This window comes from Pantoea brenneri, assembly GCF_038594305.1.
GTDB classification, from domain to species: domain Bacteria; phylum Pseudomonadota; class Gammaproteobacteria; order Enterobacterales; family Enterobacteriaceae; genus Pantoea; species Pantoea brenneri.
On sequence record NZ_JBCGBG010000008.1, the window covers coordinates 89,848 to 112,455 of the forward strand.

Annotated in this window: 11 protein-coding genes and 2 pseudogenes; 3 read left to right on the forward strand and 10 right to left on the reverse strand. The window is 52.7% G+C overall.

Annotation, left to right across the window (positions count from 1 at the left end):
- Window positions 1-14: 14 nt before the first annotated feature.
- On the forward strand, window positions 15-1,370 hold the full coding sequence (locus AABB92_RS20835; RefSeq protein WP_031377937.1) for an NAD(P)H-dependent oxidoreductase: 1,356 nt from the start codon (window positions 15-17) through the stop codon (window positions 1,368-1,370).
- A gap of 57 nt (window positions 1,371-1,427) precedes the next feature.
- Window positions 1,428-2,312, forward strand: a complete 885-nt coding sequence (locus tag AABB92_RS20840) for an NAD(P)-dependent oxidoreductase (RefSeq protein WP_031377936.1) — start codon at window positions 1,428-1,430, stop codon at window positions 2,310-2,312.
- On the opposite strand, the gene AABB92_RS20845 is transcribed toward AABB92_RS20840, so the two are convergent.
- The 10 genes and pseudogenes from AABB92_RS20845 to AABB92_RS20890 form a co-directional block, all read right to left on the reverse strand.
- Window positions 2,305-3,309: a LacI family DNA-binding transcriptional regulator gene (locus tag AABB92_RS20845; protein ID WP_342550284.1), complete on the reverse strand. Its 1,005-nt coding sequence runs from the start codon at window positions 3,307-3,309 to the stop codon at window positions 2,305-2,307. The genes AABB92_RS20840 and AABB92_RS20845 overlap by 8 nt on opposite strands.
- Window positions 3,310-3,787: 478 nt before the next feature.
- Entirely contained in the window at window positions 3,788-4,303 is a 516-nt protein-coding gene (locus AABB92_RS20850; RefSeq protein ID WP_046289407.1) for an O-acetyl-ADP-ribose deacetylase, read from the reverse strand.
- Window positions 4,304-4,554: 251 nt separating this feature from the next.
- Window positions 4,555-4,710, reverse strand: a pseudogene (locus AABB92_RS23495) (VENN motif pre-toxin domain-containing protein); the annotation flags it as partial.
- Window positions 4,683-4,925, reverse strand: coding sequence for a hypothetical protein (locus AABB92_RS20860; protein ID WP_031378246.1), 243 nt, complete (start codon window positions 4,923-4,925; stop codon window positions 4,683-4,685). The gene AABB92_RS20860 and the pseudogene AABB92_RS23495, both read right to left, overlap by 28 nt.
- An 8-nt stretch (window positions 4,926-4,933) precedes the next feature.
- Window positions 4,934-5,395 carry a hypothetical protein gene (locus AABB92_RS20865; RefSeq protein ID WP_046289408.1) on the reverse strand — a complete coding sequence of 154 codons (462 nt, stop codon included), beginning with the start codon at window positions 5,393-5,395 and terminating at the stop codon, window positions 4,934-4,936.
- Window positions 5,382-5,723, reverse strand: coding sequence for a polymorphic toxin type 25 domain-containing protein (locus tag AABB92_RS20870; RefSeq protein ID WP_161797058.1), 342 nt, complete (start codon window positions 5,721-5,723; stop codon window positions 5,382-5,384). The genes AABB92_RS20865 and AABB92_RS20870 overlap by 14 nt, the downstream gene beginning before the upstream one ends.
- 661 nt (window positions 5,724-6,384) lie before the next feature.
- Window positions 6,385-6,717, reverse strand: a pseudogene (locus AABB92_RS20875) (tyrosine-type recombinase/integrase); the annotation flags it as partial.
- A 201-nt stretch (window positions 6,718-6,918) separates the two neighbouring features.
- A complete protein-coding gene (locus AABB92_RS20880; RefSeq protein WP_072051033.1) occupies window positions 6,919-7,110 on the reverse strand; it encodes a DUF4926 domain-containing protein in 192 nt (63 codons plus the stop codon).
- Window positions 7,111-7,124: 14 nt separating this feature from the next.
- Complete coding sequence (locus AABB92_RS20885) at window positions 7,125-18,851, reverse strand: hemagglutinin repeat-containing protein (protein WP_052720638.1); 11,727 nt, start codon at window positions 18,849-18,851, stop codon at window positions 7,125-7,127.
- A 12-nt stretch (window positions 18,852-18,863) separates the two neighbouring features.
- The gene (locus tag AABB92_RS20890; protein ID WP_046289411.1) at window positions 18,864-20,528 is read right to left on the reverse strand and encodes a ShlB/FhaC/HecB family hemolysin secretion/activation protein; all 1,665 of its coding nucleotides are present in this window, start codon (window positions 20,526-20,528) and stop codon (window positions 18,864-18,866) included.
- A 724-nt stretch (window positions 20,529-21,252) separates the two neighbouring features.
- Here AABB92_RS20890 and frlA point away from each other — a divergent pair.
- A complete protein-coding gene (gene frlA / locus AABB92_RS20895; RefSeq protein ID WP_046289412.1) occupies window positions 21,253-22,593 on the forward strand; it encodes a fructoselysine/psicoselysine transporter FrlA in 1,341 nt (446 codons plus the stop codon).
- The last annotated feature ends 15 nt before the right edge of the window (window positions 22,594-22,608 follow it).

The window sequence follows — 22,608 nt, forward strand, 5'->3', positions numbered from 1 at the left end:
TCAAGGAGTAGAAAATGAACTTAGCAGCACTGTTAGCTGAGCGTGCCTGTGCCGTGAAATCAGGTGCAGCACAACCGATCCGGGTTGGCATCATTGGCGCAGGTAAATTTGGGTCGATGGTTCTTGCCCAACTGCGCCATCTGGACGGTTTACAGGTGGTCGCCATTGCCGATCTTGACGTGAGTAAAGCCCGTGCAGCTCTGGCGCGCGTGGGCTGGCCTGAATCTCAGTATCAGGCACAAACTATCGAGGCTGCGTTACGTGAAGGTTCAACCTGTGTGGTTGAGGATGCGGAAAAACTGTTCCGCTGCGAGCAGATCGATTGCATTGTTGAAGCCACTGGACATCCGCTGGCGGGAACGCGTCATGCACTCCATGCGGTTGAACATGGCAAGCATGTGGTGATGGTAAACGTTGAGGCCGATGTGCTGTGTGGCCCGTTAATCGCTGAGCGTGCACGTCAAAATGGTGTGATTTACAGCATGGCGTACGGCGATCAACCCGCCATTATTTGTGAGCTGGTGGATTGGGCCAAAGCCTGTGGATTTGAAATTGTTGCGGCTGGCAAAGGCATGAACTTTGAACCACGCTATCGCTATTCTACTCCGGATACAGTATGGGGATTTTTCGGCTGGAGCGAAGAAGAAGTGGCGGCCGGAGACTTTAATCCAAAGATGTACAATTCCTTCACCGACGGCACCAAAGCGGCAATTGAAATGGCGGCGGTGGCCAACGCTACCGGACTGGATTGTCCTGATAACGGACTGGCCTTCCCTCCAGCCGGTGTGCATGACCTGGCGCGGGTCTTCTCACCTGAGTCTGACGGTGGGCGACTGAGCCGTAGCGGTCTGGTGGATATTGCTGCCAGCCAGGAGCCTGATGGCAGGGAGGTACTGAACAACATTCGCTATGGCGTATTTGTCACCTTTAAAGCCCGGGATGAATACAGCCGCGCCTGTTTTAAACAGTACGGACTGTTGACCGATCCCAGTGGCTGGTATGCCTCTATGTGGCGCCCTTTCCATCTCATTGGCCTTGAAACCAGCATCAGTATTCTCTCTGCGGTGCTGCGTAATGAAGCCACCGGTTCGGCTTTAAGCTTCCGGGGTGATGCTGTCGCAACGGCTAAACGAGACCTCAAAGCGGGCGAAATGTTGGATGGCGAAGGTGGGTTTACCGTCTGGGCCAATGCTCTGCCTGCTAACATCAGCGTGGCGCAGGATCTGTTACCTATGGGATTAGCGCATCACGTTCGTCTGGTGAAAGATGTCGCCAAAGACAAAGCGGTGCGTTTTTCAGATGTTCAGTTTGATAACAATCTGGATATCGTCGAGTTGCGCAAGCAGATGGTCAGTCTGGCAGGCTTATAAACAGTGATATTACCCGCTATTGACGTTGCAGTAGCGGGTAATGTCAGGAGGAACAACATGGCTTCAGAAATACGTATTGGATTGGCTGGCACCGGATTAATGGGACAGCCGGTGGCACGGCGCTTAGCTGCTGCCGGTTACTCCGTTGCGGTGTGGAATCGTTCTAAAGATAAAGCGTATGCGCTGGAAAAGTATGGCGTTACGGCGGTAGACACGCCCGCCCGGTTAATAGCAGGCAGTAATGTCATCATCTGTTTATTGAGCGATGCTCAAGCCTGTAACGATGTTCTTTTTACTGATGATGCGCTGAAGCACATCGAGAAAAAAGCAGTCATTATTATGATGAGCACCCTGTCGCCACAGATTGTGATTGAGCAGCAACACAAGGCGAACGCAGCACAGGCGGACTATATCGATATGCCTGTCTCAGGTGGCACTTCGGGGGCTGAAAACGGCACATTGTCATTGATGGCCGGTGGTAAGGCAGAAACTATTGACCGGTTACGCCCTCTGCTGTCTCAACTGGGAAAAGTCACGCGGGTCGGTGAGGTGGGCGCGGGTCAGCTGACAAAACTCGCCAATCAGATTATTGTCGCAGGCACGCTAAGCTTGTTGTCGGAAGCCTTTACCCTTGCCCAGCGCGGCGGAGCCGATCCGGTAAAAGTGCGGGAAGCATTGCTGGGTGGTTTTGCTGACTCAACCCTGCTGCAACAGCAAGGGGAACGTATGGTAAACCAGGACTTTAAGGCCCGCGGCGCGGCAAAGTGGCAGCTTAAAGATACGCGCAGTAGTGTGGCGCTGGCTGAGCAATTTGGTCTGACATTGCCGCTGACTGAGACGGTGAACCAGCTTTTCAGCCAGATGATTGAAGCTGGCGATGGCGACTTAGATCACTGCGCCATTATCAGGCAAATTCAGCGTTTAAACGGCATGACTATTTAACCCGGGCCACGCTCTCACGTTTGATTAACGTGCTGTTTAGTTCACAGGTCGTCTGCTTCTCAACGGAGAGACTTAATAGTGCCTTATCGGCCAACGCTTCAAGAGGATGTTTGATAACGCTTATTGACGGGCTCAGGAGACGGCTCCAGTGGCTGTCATGGTAAACAATCAGCGAGAGGTCTTCAGGAACAGAGAGCTTCAACTGCCGGATGCGCGACATAATCATCGGTGCAATCGACGTATTTCCAATAATGACTGCAGTCGGTGGTTCCTCAAGCGATAACAACTCATCAAGCGCCTGACTGGCTAGCGGATCACGAAAGTTCTTCACTACCGCATACTGTTTTTCCCAGTCAATTCCATACTCTTTCAATCCTTGTTTATAACCCTTCAGCCTTTGCAAAGAGGTCGAGGTGTTCAGCGGCCCGCTTATCCAGCCAATACGGCGATGGCCTTGCTGAGCAAGATAACGGGTTGCCTCACAAGCGGAAGCTTCATTGTTGAAGCCGATGACGCTGGCATGTGTCACCTCGCTAAGGTAGCGATCGATGAAAACAATAGCGATACCCATTTCGCTAATGGATTGCCACATATCGCTATTTGCGCTGGTGGGCGTTGCTATAATGGCTTTAACCCGCTTTTGCATTAACATACTCAAGCTTTCCCGCTCCAGTAGCGGGTCTTCCTGGGTAGTCACCAAAATGACATTCATCGCCATTTCTCTGGCGCGACGGACAATGAGATCGGAGATCTCAGAAAAAAAATCGTTTGCGATGTCTGCTACAACCAGGCCGATAGTGTTATTCAGACTGGTTTTAAGCTCACGAGCGGCACTTTGAGGAGTGTAATTCAGCGTTTGCATTGCCTCCAGAATACGCTGACGGGTGCGTTCAGATACTGAACCTGAACCGGGGTTCAATACCCGAGAAACCACACCGATAGAGACCTCTGCTAAGGCCGCCACCTCTTTGATGGTACTTTTCTTTTTATCTGTCAACGCAACACTCAGCCTCACATCATCAGGTTAGCTAAGGTCATGTTAGATTAATCACTTCATAAGATAAACGTTCTTCAGTGATCAGCCTTCTTTAGCAGGCGTGAGACTGCATTACTCTGCTTTGGAGGATTTGGTGTTGGCGGGAGGTGATTAAGGCTGTTTTGAGATATCCGGGTTTTAGCCAAACTCTTTTCCGGCAGATCCGTCACACCAGGATCCACGCGCAGCCAGTAATAGTCCTCAGCATGGGGAGCAGTCTTAAGCGTGACCGGGTGATTTCCTTTACCCTGTCTGTCGCTCTGGCGCCTTTCAGCTGCCCTGGCGATTAAGATTCAGACAGCATCCGACAGGCCAGCCTGTCTCGAAGAGCCTTCTCAACAACGAAGACACTGCTCTTCAGCGGGATGCCAGTGCGGCTGATCTTCAGGACGTTTGTCCTGGCTAATAAACGCATCCTCTGACCTGCCCGCACCAATCCTCAGGCCAGTAGTTTAAGATACAGATTATAATTTCCCGCATCAAAGCAGACTAAGTTAACCTTGCCGATTTTGCTGTTCTCAGCGATGCAATGTTTGATTACTTCTAAGGCAATCGCCGCGGCACGTTCTTTAGGGAAACCATAAATTCCTGTGCTGATGTTGGGAAACGAAACCGTTTTGATGTCATGCTGGTCGACGAGTTTAAAACAACTCAGGTAGGCCCTTCTTAACAGCGCATCTTCGTCATGTCTTCCATCACTCCAGCGCGGGCCAACGGTATGGATGACGTAATCGGCGGGCAGATTGCCTGCGCCGGTAATAACGGCATCACCGACTTTGCAGCCACCCTGACGATTGCGGATTGCCTGACACTCAGCCAGAATCGCCGGCCCGCCTGCGCGGTGGATTGCGCCATCAACGCCGCCACCACCCAGTAACGAAGAATTGGCGGCATTGACAATCGCTTCTGCCGCGATTTTAGTGATATCACCCTGAATTACGGTTATTTTATTCATCGTATTTCCCTGCTTTTTAACTTTAGTGATTAGCTCAGTGAACATCGATTCTGCGCTTCGTTGTTGTCAGTGAAATAACAATCATGTCCAGATTTTTCATTACGGATCATTGCCATCAACGTGCATTGAGTGCTCACTACAGGATAGAGTAAATACCAGGAGTGGAAGATGCAGGGTTTGAAGGCAGGGCAGCAAGCGAAGGTGGTAGTTGAAAGCGGATAGCTAATCATCATGCAGGCAGAAGCATGATCGGCATTAAACGATCCGCTGGCTCCGGCCTTCTGGTACTGCGCTTCCATCCGGTCGATACGGTCAATGTAGGAGTGCTTCATCGCATCCGACACGTTACCCAGCACATCGCCGCTGTTAAACAGCGTCTTCAGTGCTTCGTAAATTTCCACCGGGCTTCACGTACCAGCATTCCATTAGCCGGGATATCATCGTACTTATCCTTACAGGTCAAAGCATTGGCAGAGCAGACCGCAATCATTTCCTGTTGCTTTTTCAGGCTAAGATCTTGCATTTCCTTCACGATCTGACCGCAGTCACCACGAGCGTCACAGCCTTTCGCTCTTGCCGCAAAATCATCTATTTGCGGCGCACTCAGCGGGTTATTCTCCACTACATTATTTAATTGCTAATAAATATAATCAACCATATTACATATGCCAGTCTTGATAGCCAAAGAAAAATTGCACCAAAGGATAGATCTAATTTTGTTAGAAACACCCTAATAAAGAAAAATGGTTTTTCATCATCAATTAACCCTTGGTAAATATACTTCCCATATAGTGCAAAGAGAAAGAATGATATCCCTCCAGACAAATCAGCCATTAACAATAAATTGTCGTATTCCCTTCGATATTCAGCTATTGCCGCTGTCACATATCCAAGAACAAGAAAAACCAATGCATAGTTTGATAAAGCATCACGTTTAAAAAACATAAAATTAAAATAAAGCAAGGGTTCCTTACCTACCTTAACACCACCAAGTTTTTTATAAACAAAAATAAAAAAACACACTCCCCACGACAACAAAAAAAACAACAACATACAGGATGAAATATTAAGAATAATATCATTTGAAATCATGGTGGTATACTTCCTTAGTAGAATCACCGTTCAGATCTAATTTTTCATCATGAGATCCAGTGGCTGAACCTGTAAAAACAATACCTGGCCCAACAGAGAAGGAAAAACCAACACCATCTTTTCCGCTTGACATTTCTACAGAACCGGGACCCAAACCGATAATGATTAAATAATCACGATTTAAGTCGCCAAATAACCCTGGGAAATATGGACCAAAACCAATACCGACCGAAGCTCCAGCCTTAACACCAAACTCTTTCGTGTATCCTGTAGAAATGGAGAAGTAATCATTATTCATTTCAGCTCCTCCTTTCAAAGCAAGTCCCACGCCACCTGAAACCTCAATCTTTCTATTAGGTTTAACTTACTTCACCCGGCGCGCTATCCCCCGCCGCAACCACTTTTTCCCTGTGCTTTCCGTAGGTTAGAAGTGAGTTTTCCTGTCGCGTTTTCACGCCACTCACTTTTTGCTCCGATACACTTTTTCAGCCCGGACACGCTACCGCCATGCCGTGCTCAGCCGATCTGCACCGCCGCATCTTAGCAGCCAGCAACAACCCTGCCATTAGTATTTCCTTTAGTTTCAGTCGGGTTAACGCCGGGCGGGCATGAAGCCCTTTAAGCGGAGGCAGGAGACCGACAACACCAGGCCATTTGCTGAGTTTGCGCAACGTGGCCGGACGCCGCCAGGGATGGCGGCCTGCACGCGCTGCCTGACGCGGCGGCGCAAGCCATAATGCAGACTGGGCGCATACGAGCGCGTGACACTGCCAGGAAGGAGCGGCCCGGATGGCCGCGAGAGTGCGTCTAATCTCCCGCATTATGGTCAATGGACGGGCAGCGGCCGCACCGGATGAACATATTCTGACGGGCTTATGCCGCTGCGCGGCCATTTACCCCGCGAGGCACGGCGCTGAAGCAGGCAGATCGCGCCAGGGAAGGCGCGCTCTGCCGTTCCACTTTCCCTACGGGCTGAAAGACGCCACCCGCTAACCCTGCGGCTTGTCTGCCGGCGCGTCTGTCCCGTCCGACTCTGCTGCCTCCCGCTGCTCTGCCGGATGTGTACTGGCATGTACCGCCTGCAACGCCCGGATGCTGACATGCGTGTATATTTGCGTACTCGTCACGCTGCGATGACCGAGCATCGCCTGTATCCAGCGCAGGTCCGCGCCGTTCTCCAGCATCTGCGTCGCCATGGCGTGACAGAGCAGGTGGCAGCTTCCTTTATCGATGCCGCACGCTCTCAGGTACAGCACCACTGCCTGTGTGATGCCGTTCACCGTCAGGCCCGCCAGGCCGTCCATTGCCACGAACAGTGCCTTATTTAACGGGTGTCGGGGCTGCGCCCTGACCGATAGCTACAGACGTTTTGGAGGACGGCCACAGCGTGGCGGTGCTACAAAACATACCCTGTCCCGCAGTTGAGCGGTAAAACCGTGCACAGTCGTAACAACGGCGTGGCAGATAGCAGGCGAAAAAAATCCCGGCGAAGTGGCCGGGATTTCATCTGTTGGAGCGAAAGGTTAGCTCAATAACTCAATATCACCGGGATAAACAGTCAAAACATCTAATGTCTCGCCATCAGCATCAACAAATTCCACTTCATAGCCTAACGTAGGTTCTGTATATACCATGACCACAGCTCCCTTACATCCTACGACTATAGAGTCAGATAATACTTTTGTAGATTTAACAACATCATATTCTTTGAGCATAATTTTAGCACCTGTTACTTCTTGGCTGGAATAGCTGTTACAAGTCTAACGACACCATCATTATTCTTAATCCAACCAAATTTTACATCTATTACTCTTCCATTCGCTCCAGTGATAGATATAACTTGGTCATATTTAACACCATGCTGAGTTTCTGCTGTTTCCACTGCTTTGCTTGGTTCAAAGACAATTTGTTTCGCAAGTTCGCTTGAATTATCTTTGTTAAATCCAAGGGCTTTGTCAAACCATTCAGCCTTGCTTCCTCCAACAGGGTGATCTTTTTCCAGTAGATAATTAGTTAATTTATTATCAACACTAGCTTGCGTCTCTGGTGTATTTTTACCCCCTTCAGCCAAATAAGCCAAGTTATCTTTATTTGGCCCATCAGGAATTGGCGTTACCGTGGTATTACCGCCCGTATCTGGATTACCTTCTACATTTCCAGTATTTGTCGCGCCCTGTTGCCCTGACTGATCCGGTGTTGTGAGCGTGGTTCCTTTATTCTCATCCTGCGCCGGATTAACCAGCTTACCGCCCGTAAGATCCCTGTCCGGTTGTGGGAATATAGTGATTAAACCTTTCTGATCCTGGCCCACCATATAATCGTAGGCTTCACGCTGCTCTGGCGTTAACTTCTCTATCAGGTCAGCCTTGCCCGTCATGGCAACGTTAAAGACATATTCCTGCTCTGAAGCAGAGAGATTGTTCAGCACGGTATTCGCTGCACCGATGCCCAACAATGCCCCCAGCCCTTTCTCAACCAGCGCATTCCGGCAGGCTGCAACCTTAGAACAGCCTTGTGCGGCAAGCTTTCCGCCCTGAACCAAAGCACCCAGCGCATTATTCTCCACCGCATTCTTACCCGCTCCGGCACCGGCACCACCGCCGGCCGACGAGTCTGCCGCTATACCGCCCGCCAGCCCTGCCGCTATCTGGCTTAGAGTACTGACGGTCTGCTTCTGGCTTTCCGTCAGCTTGCTGATGCCGGTGTCAGGATACATTGCCGCCACGATCGCCCGTGCGGCCAGCTCACCGCCTGCGGCACCGGCGGCGCCAGCGCCGGCATTGCTGCCTGCTAGCTGTGCCAGCACTGCGCCCGCCACGGCGTGCGCCATGGTGTTGGCCACCAGGTTGGTGTTTTCCGTGCCGTCAGCGTTTTGAGTGGTGGTTGCCTTTTTGATGGCGTTGGCGATGTAAGGAGCCATCGCCCCGCCCGCGGCTGCACCAAGGTTATTCGCACTCAGTCCACCCAGTGCACCCGCCACGGCGCTGGCAACCATCGAGTAAGTACCGCCGGTGCCCCACTGAGCCGCCACGGCTTTATAGCCTGCATCTTTCTGCACCAGCGCGCTGAACGCATCTTTTGACAGACTGGCGTTTTCCGGATTCTCTTTAAGCAGGCGGTCAGAGGTCTCCTTCGCTGCCGCGTCCAGCTTGCAGGCCCTGACGTCGCCGACGACTTTGCCCGCCAGCTCCTGTACGCCCTGGGCAAACGCCATCTGACTGGCAACGTTTTCTTTATTGAATATTTTGTCGATATGGCCGTTGGCATTGTCCGTGTCATGACTCAGGCCCGCCACATCCTGCGTCTGGCGCTGCGTATCGCGCACGGTAAGCGAGCCATCCGCTACTGCCGAATGCGTGGTGCCGGAGGCGCTGCCGCTCATGTTCACTACCGCCGGAAGCGCGCCGCCGCCAAACTGCTGGCCGGAGGCCATGCTGCTGTCATATCCGCCGCTGATGCCGATGGCGGTGCTGCTGGCGTGGTATTCAGCGTGATTCCCGATGCTGTCCCAGCCCAGCGTGCCGGTGGAGAGCCGGTTATCTGCCGCATCCGCAGTGGAAGCGATAACTGCGCCGTTCAACTGCGTATGGTTGCCGGCGTAGATGTCATAACCGCCGTCGCCGGCAAACAGCCCGCTCTGGTCACCGACGCTCGCGTACTCGCTGTTGATTTTAGATTTGCTGAGGCTCAGGCCAGCAGAGCCGGTCATGCTACCAAAGGTAAAGCTGAAGCCGCCGCTGGCGCTCTGCTGCTTGCTCTGATAGTTATCGGTATCCTGCAGGCTGGCCAGCGTAAGGTTGTTGCCCGCGTTAACGCTGATACTGTCACCCAGTGCCTGGGCACCAGAGAGCAGAATGTCGTTACCACTGCTGAGAGTCAGGTTATCTTTGGCATTGACGCGGCTGTTGACGAACGTCGTACTGTTGCCGTTTTCCGCACCGCTGGCCATAAATCCGCTAGCCTGCACGCCAATACCGGTTCTTTGGCCAATAGCAATATGGACTCCGGCACTCCAGCCAGATGAATTATTGCTACTCTGCTGTTCGGTATTATTACTGGCGGCTACCAGATTAAGGTCGTGCGCGGCAGCCAGCGTGACGTTGTTGCCGGTGATCCCACTGCCTGCCAGTGTCAGATTGCCGCTGGTACCGTTGCCACCGGTGGCTACCACCGCGACGCTACCGCCCCCGCTGAGCGAACTGCCGCTGACGGTATTGCTATTATATTCCGATGACGATTTGCTTTTGCTGGCACCGACGCTAAGAGCGATTTTTATGCCAGCCTCTTTCATGTTGCCATTAGCCAGCGCGGTGGCGGACTGCCCGGCAGCACCTGACATCGCCCAGCCGCTTTCCAGCATTTTCACGGCATTAAGCGCCTTGAGGCGATCATCACCTGCCTGACCCGCCTCCTTTGCCTGCGAGCCCAGACTGAGTAGCGCATCAGTAATCGGGCTGGTGAGCTGAAGCGTCAGGCCGCTCTGTTTCTGCTCATAGCTCTGACGACGTGTCAGCGTATCATTGCCCGGGTCGATAGTAACCGATCCGCCGACCAGGCTGATATCCTGCTTCGCAATCACATCTGAACCCGCCACATGCGCATCGCGTCCGGCAACCAGAGTGACATTCCCCCCCGTGCTTCCTACTGTGCTGGCACTCTGGCTTTGGGTCGTACCATCCAGTTTCAACTGCTGTTTCGACGAGGCGCTGCCAAACGTGACGCCGATACCGCCGCTGCTGAGCATGCCACTCTTTTTGGTTTCACTCAGACGATAGCGGGTCTGGCTCTCAGTAGCCGCTGCGAGGGTAAGATCGTTACCGGCTTTCAGGCCCACATCACTTTCGCCAATCACCGATGAACCTTTTACCGTCAGGTCATTACCCGCAATGATCGACACCCGATCACCGCTCAGCTGTGAGCCTTTTTCAACAGTTGAACTCTCTTCGCTGATGGTGTGAGTCGTTTTCTTGCTGAAAAGCCCTTTTTTGGTCTTCGTCTCTTCTTTGTAAGCGTAATCACTTTCAGTGGATGAAGTGATGTTCACATCGTGACCAGCCTGTACCACAAGATCGTTATTTGCAGTCATGGTGCTGGCCTGGCTCGTAATGTTATTACCGGCCAGCAGCGTGGCGCTGCCACCGCTGATGATTTCGGTACCCTGCTGGCGCACCATTTCGTTAATAATGGTTTTCTTACTGCCACGCTCACTATTGCCTGAACGGTTCTCTTGCGCGTTGAGATTAATATCGCGGCCAGCCTGCAGGTGAATATCGTCATTCGCTGCGAGTGCCGAAGCCTGACTGGTAAGATCATGACCAGCGGAGAGAGAAAGATTGCCGCCACTGACAATGGAGGTGCGGTCACTGCCGGAATCGTGCGTCTCTTTATTGCCTTTGGTGGTGTTCTGGCCAGTAACTGCACTATTGAGATTAAGATTATTGCCAGCTGCCAGCGTGGTATCGCCTTTGCCTTCTAGCGTACTGGCTGTTACGCCGAGATCATGGCCAGCTTTTAGCGTTAAGTTGCCACCAGCTGTGATCTGACTGCCGATGTTGCTGATTTTCTGGTCGCTGGTATTTTCAGTTCTTAGCCAAATCCCTTTTTCGCCTTTCTGCGATTTGCCTTCCACCTGCTGATTCGCGTTAATCGCAATATCATTCCAGGCATCCAGCAACACGTTGCCGCCCGCGTTGAGCGTGGCTGCTGTCAGCGTAATGTTATTGCCCGCTTTCAGGCTAAGTGTGTCGTCCGCGCTGATCGCAGCAGTATTGCCATTGAACGTATCACTAAAGGATTTAGTACCTGCATCCAGCGTCCACTGTTTAGAAATGGTGATGCTGTTAATGTTGCCGTCCACGCTCTCCAGCGCCACCTTTTTGCCGCTGATGGTTGAACTGACATTATTGATATTGCTGATTGCGCTGAGCTGCAGATCGCCGCCCGCGCTTATTAATCCGGCATTGAGATTATCAATGCGGTTCTGGCTATTGGCTGACAGCGCATTTTGAGCCGTCAGAGTACTCCCATCGTTAATAATATTGCCGCCAGATAAGGTGACATTATTTCCGGAAATCACACTGCCGTCGTGCATATCCACATCTTTAGGGGACAAATAAACTTTCGGCACCATAACCGTCTGGCCATTAACAGTAGCGGCTTCCCACCAGATAAGGCTTTTATCCAGTGACGCAACCTGCTCAGCCGTCAGCGAGACGCCGAATTGTAAGCCGAGGGATTGCTGTGCCGCTGCAGCGTTGTCCATCAGATAACGCATCTGATCAAGATCAGACCCAATGCCATTCAGGTAACGACTGCCAGTCTGATTGAGTACAGTGTTACTGACATAGCGTGTATCAAATGCGGCATCGCCGAGGAAGCGATAATCGTAGTCAGGTTTCAGGCTGAGGCGATCAAGCAAATAAGATGAGCCAAGGAAGGTATTGACGTCGGTATATTGCTGGCGGGTCTCTTGCGGGGCACTGCCCGGTTGTTTGCCCAACAGCGCATTGAGATCGCCAAACAGACTGCTATCAAGCTGACCGAGACCGTTCAGTTCAGGGTTGATAGTGATCAGGTAAGGGCTCTGGCTATTGCCGGTAACGAAGTAACCATTGTCGCTGGTTGGCAGCGGATAGGCACTGGTGTCAACGTTTGACAGCTGGTAATCATGTAGTGAGGCTGGGTGAATATCCTCGCCTGCAAGACTCTCTGCTTTGCCAAAGCCGGTCAGGTCTTTACTGGAGCCAGAGGGTGCAGACAAGGATATTTCCGCTGATTTGGTGTTATCCAGCACAACGCCACCGTTAATCTGCTGCAATGCATTGCGCAACTGGTCTCGCCATTCAGGTGAATTGACAGCGACTGCGTTACTGCCGGCTAATGTCTGACGCTGTGCCGCTGAAGCCTGACCCAGTGCCGTTAAACCTTTAACGCTCGGTACCGACAATGTATTTCCTGTCCAGCCAGCATTTGCCGTATTTGACGTATTGCTGATATCGCCGTTAAAGCTGGCACTGACGTTGCCTCCCGCCTGAATGACTGCGCGATAAAGCTGACCTGGCGTAAAGCTGGATTCATTACCCGTTAATGTGTAAATGATATTATTGCTTTCAGTATTTACATTAAGCCTTCCACCGGAAGACGATTTACCTGAAGTCGGTAAACCATTAGTCGGTTTAGTCCCCTTGTATTGATAAATGGCATAGTCGTTTTGTGTACCGGCTTGCCAGGACTGATTATTGAGTTGGTCACCACTCAGGCTGATATTTTGGTTCGCTAATATGTCACTAGCCTGATTTTCCAGGCTCAGTGCATGTACAGACATATCTCTGCCAGAAGAGATGCGCCCGGCAGCGCCATTACTGACAACATCGATAGTTGAACTACTCAGGGCGAACTTTTGAGTAGTGGCTGCTGCAAAAGGTGCGTAATAGTTTTTGATTGTGGTGTGTACAGAGCAGCCGCCATCAGCGCCGGAGCAACCACCACCACTCTCTGTATAGGTTTTAGTCGTGTAGTAGCCATAAGAACCGTCAGGAAGCTCACTGACATTAACTCTTATCGTGGCATTACCTACCCCCTCATGCGTGGGTAATACCTGACTGGTCTGAGTAACGTTCAGCCCCTCCCGCGTATTCAGCAAATGTCCGGTATTAATTGTAATATCGCCGTTTTGGGTCTCAATCGTTCCGGAGTTATTAACCACCTCGCCATTAGCATTGCCCGTTGCATCGCGCTGCATCCACAGGCTGTTGCCAGCTAAGATATCGGCTTGCTGATTACGAATGCTGTTAGCGAACAGATACAGATTCTGTCCGGCGTACAGCAGTGCGGTGTTGACGATATTGCCGGGGGAAGTGATGGTGAGATTGCCGCGCGTGCCGGTAAAGCCATTAAGATCGACATCGCTGCGGCTGGTAAGGGTTACGTTCCCGCCACCCTGAAGCGTACCTGCGCCGTTCATCATAATACGACTGCCGCTAAGGCTACTGTCGCCGGTGCCGGTGGTGATTTGACCGTTATTGGTCAGATCGCCGCCGGCACTTAGCGTCACCGCCTGGCCCTGCAGGGTTGCCTGATTATCAATCGCACCGTTACTGACGATGGAGAGGTGATTTCCTGCTGCCAGAATATTACGGCTGGTAAAACCGTTAACTAACTGCAGGGCGGCATCGCCCAGCGCCACAATCTGACCAAGCTGGTCAAACCCGTGGCTTTCAAGCAGCAAATTGCCGCCGCTGAACAATTTACCGCTCGCTTGCTGCGTCACCTGTGAGGCTTTAACGTTGAGCTGGTTGACGCCCAGCAGCGTGCCACCGTTAGTCAGCTGCGCATAATTTACCGTCAGATTGCCGCCTTGCGCGGTGCCCTGATTCTGTAATTGTGTGCCGGTCAGCGTACCCTGTTGATCCGCCAGCAGCGTACCGCTGTTGCTGGCATTATCGGCATTAAGTATCAGTTGAGCGGCCTGTAACCAGCCGCTATTGGTTAACTGCGGCGTGGTCAGCGTGATGTCGGCAGAAGAAAGTAGTTTGCCGCTATTGTTGGCCAGTCCGTATGCGGTGATGCGGCTGGTGGCGCCCTGAATCAGCCCATAGTTATAAAGTTCAGGTGTGGTGAGGGTCAGTCCGTTCTGACTGAGCAGAATGCCGTTGGCATTGTTGGTTAGCCGACCGCTGGCCGTCAGCAGCAGGCTGCTGTCGCCCTGTAAGCGACCGTTGTTATCAACCGCACCGCTGGTCAGTATCAGCTCTTTACCCTGTATCTGTCCGCCGTTGTTAACCGCCGCTGCCTGCAACGCCAGCTTGCCGCCGGTTAATAGTGAGCTGTTCTGCTGCTGGGTTAATGCGCCGCTGAGGGTGACGCCGAGTGCATTAACGCCTGAAATAGCACCGCTATTATTAAGCGTTACGCCCTGCAACGACAGGTTTTGGGCTATCCACTGTCCCTGATTAGCGAAGTTGAGCGCATTGAGCGCTGCGGTGCCATTAGCGGTAATTTTACTGCCTGCAGTGGAGGTAAGGGTATCTCTGAGAGTGAGTTGCAGGCCGTCAGCGCTTTGGATCGCGCCGCCATGAGTCAGGCTGGTGGCATCCAGCAGAATTTGCTGGCCCTGCCATGTTCCGTTATTAGTGACCGCGTCACCCTTGAGCTGCAGCGTTCCCTGGGTTAGCAGTTTGCCGCCCGCATTATTGGTTATCATGCGCGCTGGCTGAGCCTGTGCGACTAGCATCCGCAAGTTACGGGTCTGGGCTGGGGCAAGCGTCAGCGATTGCAGTCCAATCAGACTGCCCTGATTAGTGACGTTCGCCGGGGTAATGGTTAGCGTATCGCCCTGCACGGTACCACTGTTATTAAGCGCACCACCGTTAAGATTTACGGCTTTTTCTGCCAGTAACGATCCTTTGTTTACCAGGCTTTGAGCATTAACCTGTGCTGTTCCCTGTGACAGCAGTTCACCGCTATTACTTAACTCACCGCTAACCGACGCCATCAGGCCGCTGCTGCTCAGCAGAGAACCCTGATGTTGCCAGCTACCGGCGCTGATGTGCAGGTTATCGCCCTGTAACGTCCCTGCCGTATCCAGACGGGTAGCCTGCAACCACAGATCGCCAGCCGTCAGTGCTTTACCGCTGGCATATTGAGCCAACGTACCGTTAGCCTGGATATCCAGTGCCGCGCTTCCCTGCCACAACCCGCGGTTCTCCAGCGTATCCCCGCGAAGGTCCAGGTTATCCGCCATCATTTTACCGCTGTTGAGCAGAGTGGATGCCGCAAGCGTGGCGCTGCCGCCTGAGCGCAGATCGCCGCGGTTATCCAGCAGCCCGTCAGACGATCCACTCAGTGACGCAAACCCGTTCACCGTGCCGCTGTTAGTCAACGAGTCGAAATGATAAGTGAGATTATTGCCTTGCCAGACACCCTGATTGCTGGCAGTGACGCCCTTCAGCATGAGTTCGCCACCGCTAAGTATCTGACCCGCGCTGAGATTGTTGAGCTGACGGAAGTCGCCGGAAACACCGGCATCACCCTGCAATAACCCCTGATTATTCAACGTATCACCGGTTGCGCTAAGCTGCTGAGCCGAAAACGTACCGGCATTGTCCAGCCTGTCAGCGTGCCACTCAGCCCGCTGCTGCGCTAACAACAACCCTGCGGCGTTGTTGTTCAGCGTGCCGTTCAGCTGGGCATTGATGCTGGCGGCCGTGAGCTGACCACTGTTGCTAAAGTCGCGTCCAGTGAGGCTAAAGTTGCCAGCGACCTGAAGCAGTCCGTTATTAGTCAGCTCAGCCGGAGCAAGATCAAGATCGCTGCCGCTAATCAGCTGGCCGCCGCTGGCATTAATAATATTTTTACTGTCCAGCATCAGCGCACGGTTGCCTTGCAGCAAGCCTGCATTGGTCAGCTGTGCTGCGGTAACGCTGAGGCGAGCTGCAGCCAGGGAGCCGCTGTTGCTGATTTCGCTGCTGAGCAGGTCGAGGTTGTGTTCGCTTAACAGCGTGCCGCTGTTTACCAGCGATCCGCTAACGTCGGCAGTAAACTGCGCGTCCGCCCGCGCGCTGCCCGCATTGTTTAAATTTTGCAGCGTCAGGCCGAGTTGACTGGCCTGCAGTGAACCCTGGTTATCCAGCGTGGTGGCCTGGGCTTGCAGGTTACCGGCGGTAAGCAATTGTCCGCTGGTCTGGTTGACGAGCCGATCGCCTTTCAACGTAAACGCGTTATTTCCCTGAATCAGGCCGCTGTTAATTAAATCACTCTGTAACGTGAGAACCTGGGCCATCAGCCAGCCACTGTTATCCGTCTTGCCAGCCTGCAACTGAACCTGCTGCTGACCAAGTATTTTGCCGCTGTTGCTTAACGTCTCTGCTGTCAGTTCAGCGTCGGCCGCACTTAAGGCATTACCCCGATTCAGCCAGTCGCGGGCCGTCAGTTTTAGCTGCTGACCTTGCAACAACCCACTGTTATCGAGCCGATCGGCCGCGGTCGTTAGCTGGCCGCCACTGAGTAACGTTCCGCTGTTGGTCAGCTGCTGACCGTGAGTTTGCAGAGACTGCTTACCCTGCAACATCCCACTGTTGTCTACTACGCCACTGTTAATACTGAGCCGATCTGCTGCCATCTGGCCGGCATTATCCAGTGAGGCATTCTTTAGATTCAGATCGTGATCGGCCAGCAGCAGACCAGACGGCCGGTTGATGAGATTAACGTTATTTGCGGTGATATCGGTGGCGTTGATTTCACCAGCATTGGTCAGGCTATTGCCATCCAGCGTCAGCGAGGCGCCACTGGTTATCAATCCGTAGTTAGTGAATTCCGGCAGATTAAGCGCAAAGCTGTTGTCTGAACTGACGGTGCCATTGCCGCGGTTAATCAGGCGGCCAGCGCTGAAACGCAGCGCGTGCGTGCCCTGAATCAGCCCGTCGTTGTCTGTGGATGCGCCAGCCAGTTGCAGTGCTTGCCGGCTCAGGATGCTGCCCGTGTTGTTCAGCGTCGCGGCGATAAGATCAGCGTCACCCAGGCTCAGCACATTGCCACTATTCTGCCAGTCGTTTGTCCGGAACGTTAGCTGCTGCCCCTGCAGCATGCCGCTGTTCAGCAGATTGCCTGAGGTGATCGCCAGCTGACCGTCACTGACTATCCTGCCGCTGTTGGTTAACCGCTCGCCTGCAGTCTGGATCGCCTGCTTTGCCTGTAGCGTCCCGTTATTGTCCACCTCTGCACTGCTAAGGCCCAACTGCGTAGCCGTCACTTTTCCGTTATTGCTGAGTGAATCGTTGGTCAGCTGCAGCGTATGCTCCGCCAACAGCGATCCGCCCTGCTGGTTGATCAGATGGGCAGTAGACGCTGTAAGATCCGCTGCGTTTATTTCGCCATTGTTGGTCAGGTTCTGGCCGCCCAGTGACAGCGTTGCTCCACTGGAGATAAGCCCGCTGTTATTGAGATCCGGCAGGTTGAGTGCAAAGCTGTTGTTTGAGCTAAGCGTACCGCCTGCCTGATTATTGAAGCTGTTTCCGGTAAAACTGAGCACATTTGTGCCCTGTAGCAGGCCGTGGTTGCTGGTTGTGACGCTGTCTATTGTCAGCACAGGGGCTGAAATTACCCCCTGGTTCAGCAGATCATGTCCACTGAACGTCAGGCTGCCGGAGCCAGCGATCGTTGCACCGCTGCTGTTTTGCAATGTAGCCGCGTTTACGCTGGTTGCGCTGCCGGTAAGCATGCCGCCATTATTGACCTGCTGTGCCGTCGCCGACAGGGTCTTACCGGCGGTAAACTGACCGCTATTGCTGAGCTGACTTTGCGCCTGAAGCTGGATATCGTCGCCTGCATTAGCGATAGCGAGCTTATCTGCGGTGATGGATGCGCCATTCAGCTTAATGCCGCGTCCGGCAGTGATACTGCTGTTGCCGGATGTCAGACTTCCCGTTGCCGAGACGGTAATGCCGGCATCACTGACCAGCTTAGTGCCGCTTAACGTGGCATCCTGTTGCGCAGCTACGGTGATTTGACCGGACGCTTTGTTTTCGCCGGTCAGCGTTACCGAAGTTGCTTTCGCCGTAAGTGCCCCGCTGCTCAGGCTGTTATTGATCACCAGTTTGCCGCTGGCATTCAGCTGAATATCACCCTGTTTAGCCACCAGATTGCCGAGATTTACCCCGACGCCCTTCTCGCTCGACACCAGGTGAATACGGTTGGCATACATGCCGCCCAGCGCGCCGGTATCCACCGCCACCGACGGTGCTGCATCTTCACCGGCAATCGGCGTTACGGAACCATCCGCACCGACGCGGTTGGCCCCGGTTGTGACCGTTAAATCTTTGGCGTGAATACCGGCGTTGATTTCGGTGGCGCGCGCAATAATTGACAGCGCATCACTCTGACTGCCGTCCAGTCCTTTGCCTTCAACGGTGATCGAGCCTTTAGTGACATCCAGAGAAGAGAGATTGCCGTTTGCATCCAGCTGCGGTTTACCGGTGGTAAGCGTGACGTTCGGCGTGTTGATGAAGCCGCAGCCGTTACAGGTAATGCCGTAAGGGTTGGCGACCATCACATTGGCCGCTTTGCCCGCCACTTCGGTATAGCCCTGCAGCTGTGATCGGTTCGCGCCGGTGACTTCATTGATGATCGCCTGCGCTTCATGGCCCGCTTTCAGATTGGGGTTGTTCTGGATCAGACCGCCGAGTTGCGTTGAATTAAGCTGGCCGGTGGTATTATTCAGGATCAGTCCTTCCTGCCCGACGTTGTACTGCTGGTACTGATTATGGGAAATCCCCGCGCCGTTCGGCGTCGCGATGTTGAGCACCGGCACGCCGTTAGCCGCCGCATCCAGTTTTGTCCCTGGGGTGACAGGCGTAATGGCCGCTGAAAAAGCAGGCAAAAGCGGCTGAAAGGCGACCAGACCACATACCAGATAACTGAGCAGACGGCGTGACAGTGAAACGGGTTGACGATTATCCATAATCTTTGCCTCTTAAAAAACCAGGGTGACGCGGGCGTAAACGTTGAGATGATCCGGGGCCAGATAGCTGGGATAGCTGACCGGAATGCCCAGCGTGAACTGGGTTGAGACGGTTTGATTGCGGGTGCCGATGCCGATTGCACTGCCCCATAAAGAACCTGAACCGTAAGGATCCTGCTGGTCACGCTTCAGCCAGCCGCCATCCAGCGCCAGCGTGCTGTTAACCTGGCCGATAACCGGTAACGTCAGCAGGGTATAGTTCAGTTCATTGCGCAGATAACCGCCGACGTCGCCAGAGAGATACTGCTCTTTAAAGCCACGCACCGAACTTTCACCACCAATAGTCAGGCGTTCACTGCCATACAGACGATCGGGCGTCCACTGGCTGTAAAAGCTGCTGAGCCACCACACATCCTGTGTTACCGGGCGCTGGAAACTGCCGCTGAGGCTCCATTTACGAAACTCTGCTTTTGGTAACGCGTCCGATTTACCCGCATCGCTCTCCGCATCAAACCACGGCATTCCGCGGCTAAACGTCGGATTAAACGTGGCGACGCCACCAAAGATTTTTTGGGTATGATTAACGCCAGCCTGCAGGCTGGTCAGCTTGCGACTGCTGCTCTGAAGCAGTGTGCTGTTGAGGTAGTTGTGGCTGACATAGTGATTCAGACCGAGTTGCACCCCGGTTTTGACATCTCCATTACGGAACAGTACCCATGATCCATTCAGACGATGAGAAACGTTGTCTCCGTTGCTTAGCCAGCTGAAGTTGTTGTTAACGAAGCTGCTGTGGTAGTTGCTCCAGCTGTAACTGTAATCCAGCAGACCGTAGCCATACGGCACGCTGACGCCTGCCTGGAGATTTTGCGCGTCACGCCACTCACTAAAGGCGCTACTCCGCCCTCCACTGACAAACCAGCGATCGGCAATGCCCAGCAGATTATTTCCTGTCAGTGACGCGGAAAGTTGCCCGGTGCCGGTGCTCTTCTGTCCGCTATTGTCAGCGTTAAGCATCAGGGATAGCGGAAACTGCGGTTTAGCGGTGAGATTCACAATGGAATAGCCCGGCTGTGGCGCAGGCTGGATTTCGATTTGTACCGGCGTGTTTCGCACCCGATTAATCTGCTCCATGCCCTGCTCTATATCCCGCAGGTTAAGGATCCTGCCTTCCAGACCCGGGAATGCCATTTTTAGCTGGCGAGAGGCACTGCCCTCAAGACGAATACTTTCCAGTTTACCTTCCAGCACCGTGATACTGAGCTTACCTTGTGTCAGGTCCTGTTCGGTTAAAAAAGCGCGGCTGGTGATATAACCGCGCTGAATATACCATTCGGAAATATTACGTATGAGCTGTTTAATTTCACTTAAATGCAGACACTGATTCAGATAAGGTTGCGTGAGACGTGTAGTGGTCGCTTCAGATAACAGGCTTGCGTGCGCAATAATAATTTGCGGGATTGGAAAACAGGGGCCCTGTGGATCATCCTTAGACAGTGCAGGCAGTGTAATCTGATGCGCATTTAGCAGCGTATCGCGCTGCTGCTGATTATCCTGCAGGCGTTGTTGCTGTTGTTCCTGAATCTGATCGCGGTCTGCCGGGCTCAGCGGCGCAGCTGAAACCTGAAAAGTTATTAGTGCGGCAAGCAATATCCGCCACTTCCCTGTTTTGGCTATCATAGTTAAATGCTTAAGTAATTGTGATTGTAAATAATCCATTTGTAATGAAAAGCAGAATAACATCTCAACAATCGGATAAAAGTGATAATGAACAAATAACGAGAATAGTTTTTTACAGCTAAAATAATGAGTGGGATGTCGTTACTTAAGTTAAATAGTCAGGTGTTTTGAATATTCTTACTTGTTGAATCGCTGGGTGAACTATTAATTGTTACGCTGAGGGTATTTCATCGGATGTCAGAATTTACTGTAATTATTAACCAATCATTTACCAGAATTTCTTTCTCCCGACAGATTAGTGGTAGAGATAACGCGAATATCCGCCTTGAAAAGCGCAAAAAACAGTACCAGCCTGGCGCTGGTGGGTTTTGACGTTTAATCGCTACCACAGCGAAAATCAGGGTTTACCGACTGATTCCGACATTGCTGCGTAATGACGAGTCGCATGCTCCCGGCTTTACCCGCCAGAAATATTATATTCATATAAATCAATGCATTGATTGCCAATAAGCTTTCATCGTCGCCAATTGTGATGAAATTGTGATCTGCCTCGCCAATCACATTCATCATGTGTTGTTATATTGGTTATGAGTCATCTCGTCACTAAATCATTTGGCTGATTATCCATGACCCGCGCCGTTCAGGGACATGCGGCTTTCTGCTGGCGTTATTTCGACGAGCTGCTCGTAACCCTACAACCCTGAAAATTAAAAAAGGTAACGATATGGAAAGCCAGGATCTGCAACGCAAGCTCGGCTTCTGGGCCGTGCTGGCAATTTCCGTCGGAACCACCGTCGGTTCCGGTATCTTCGTTTCGGTGGGTGAAGTTGCAAAAGCGGCGGGCACGCCGTGGCTTACCGTGCTGGCATTTGTTATTGGCGGGCTTATCGTCATTCCCCAGATGTGTGTCTATGCGGAACTCTCTACTGCCTATCCTGAGAACGGCGCCGATTATATTTACCTGAAAAACGCCGGCAGTCGTCCGCTGGCATTTCTGTCTGGCTGGGCCAGCTTCTGGGCGAATGATGCGCCGTCACTCTCGATCATGGCGCTGGCGATTGTCAGTAATCTGGGCTTTCTGATCCCACTCGATCCGCTGAGCGGCAAGCTGGTAGCGACCGGGCTGATTCTGGCTTTTATGTTGCTGCATCTGCGTTCGGTAGAAGGCGGAGCCACCTTTCAGACGCTGATCACCATCGCCAAAATCATTCCTTTTGTCATCGTGATCGGCATCGGTATCTTCTGGCTAAAAGGTGACAACTTTGTCGTCGCGCAGAGTACGGTAACGACCAGCGCGACAGCAGGCTTTATGGCACTGCTGGCGGGGATTTCAGCCACCAGCTGGTCCTATACCGGCATGGCGTCGATCTGTTACATGACCGGCGAAATCAAAAATCCGGGCAAAACGATGCCACGCGCCTTGATTGGATCCTGCCTGCTGGTTCTGGTGCTCTACTCGCTGTTAGCGCTGGTGATTTCAGGGCTAATGCCGTTCGACAAACTGGCTGCATCCGAAACGCCGATCTCCGATGCCCTCACCTATATACCGGCGCTCGGTAGCGTAGCGGGTATTTTTGTCGCGGTGACGGCCATTATTGTCATCCTCGGCTCGCTCTCCAGCTGTGTGATGTATCAGCCCCGGCTGGAATATGCGATGGCCAAAGACAAGCTGTTTTTCAAAAGCTTTGCTCACGTTCATCCCCGATTCAACACGCCGGATGTCTCGATCATTTTGCAATGCGCACTCGGTATTTTCTTTATCTTCGTTTCCGATCTCACCAGCCTGCTCGGCTACTTTACGCTGGTAATGTGTTTTAAAAACACCCTCACCTTCAGCTCCATCATCTGGTGTCGCAAACGCGACGATTACAAACCGCTGTGGCGCACGCCCGCCTTCGGTCTGATGACCTTCGCCGCTATCGCCTCCAGCCTGATTCTTGTGGCGTCTACCTTCGTATGGGCGCCTGTTCCGGGGCTTATCTGCGCCCTGATTGTCATCGCTACCGGTCTGCCCGCTTACGCCTTCTGGGAAAAGCGCAATCGCCGTCTGGCTCACGTTTCTTAACCCTGTCTGGAGAGT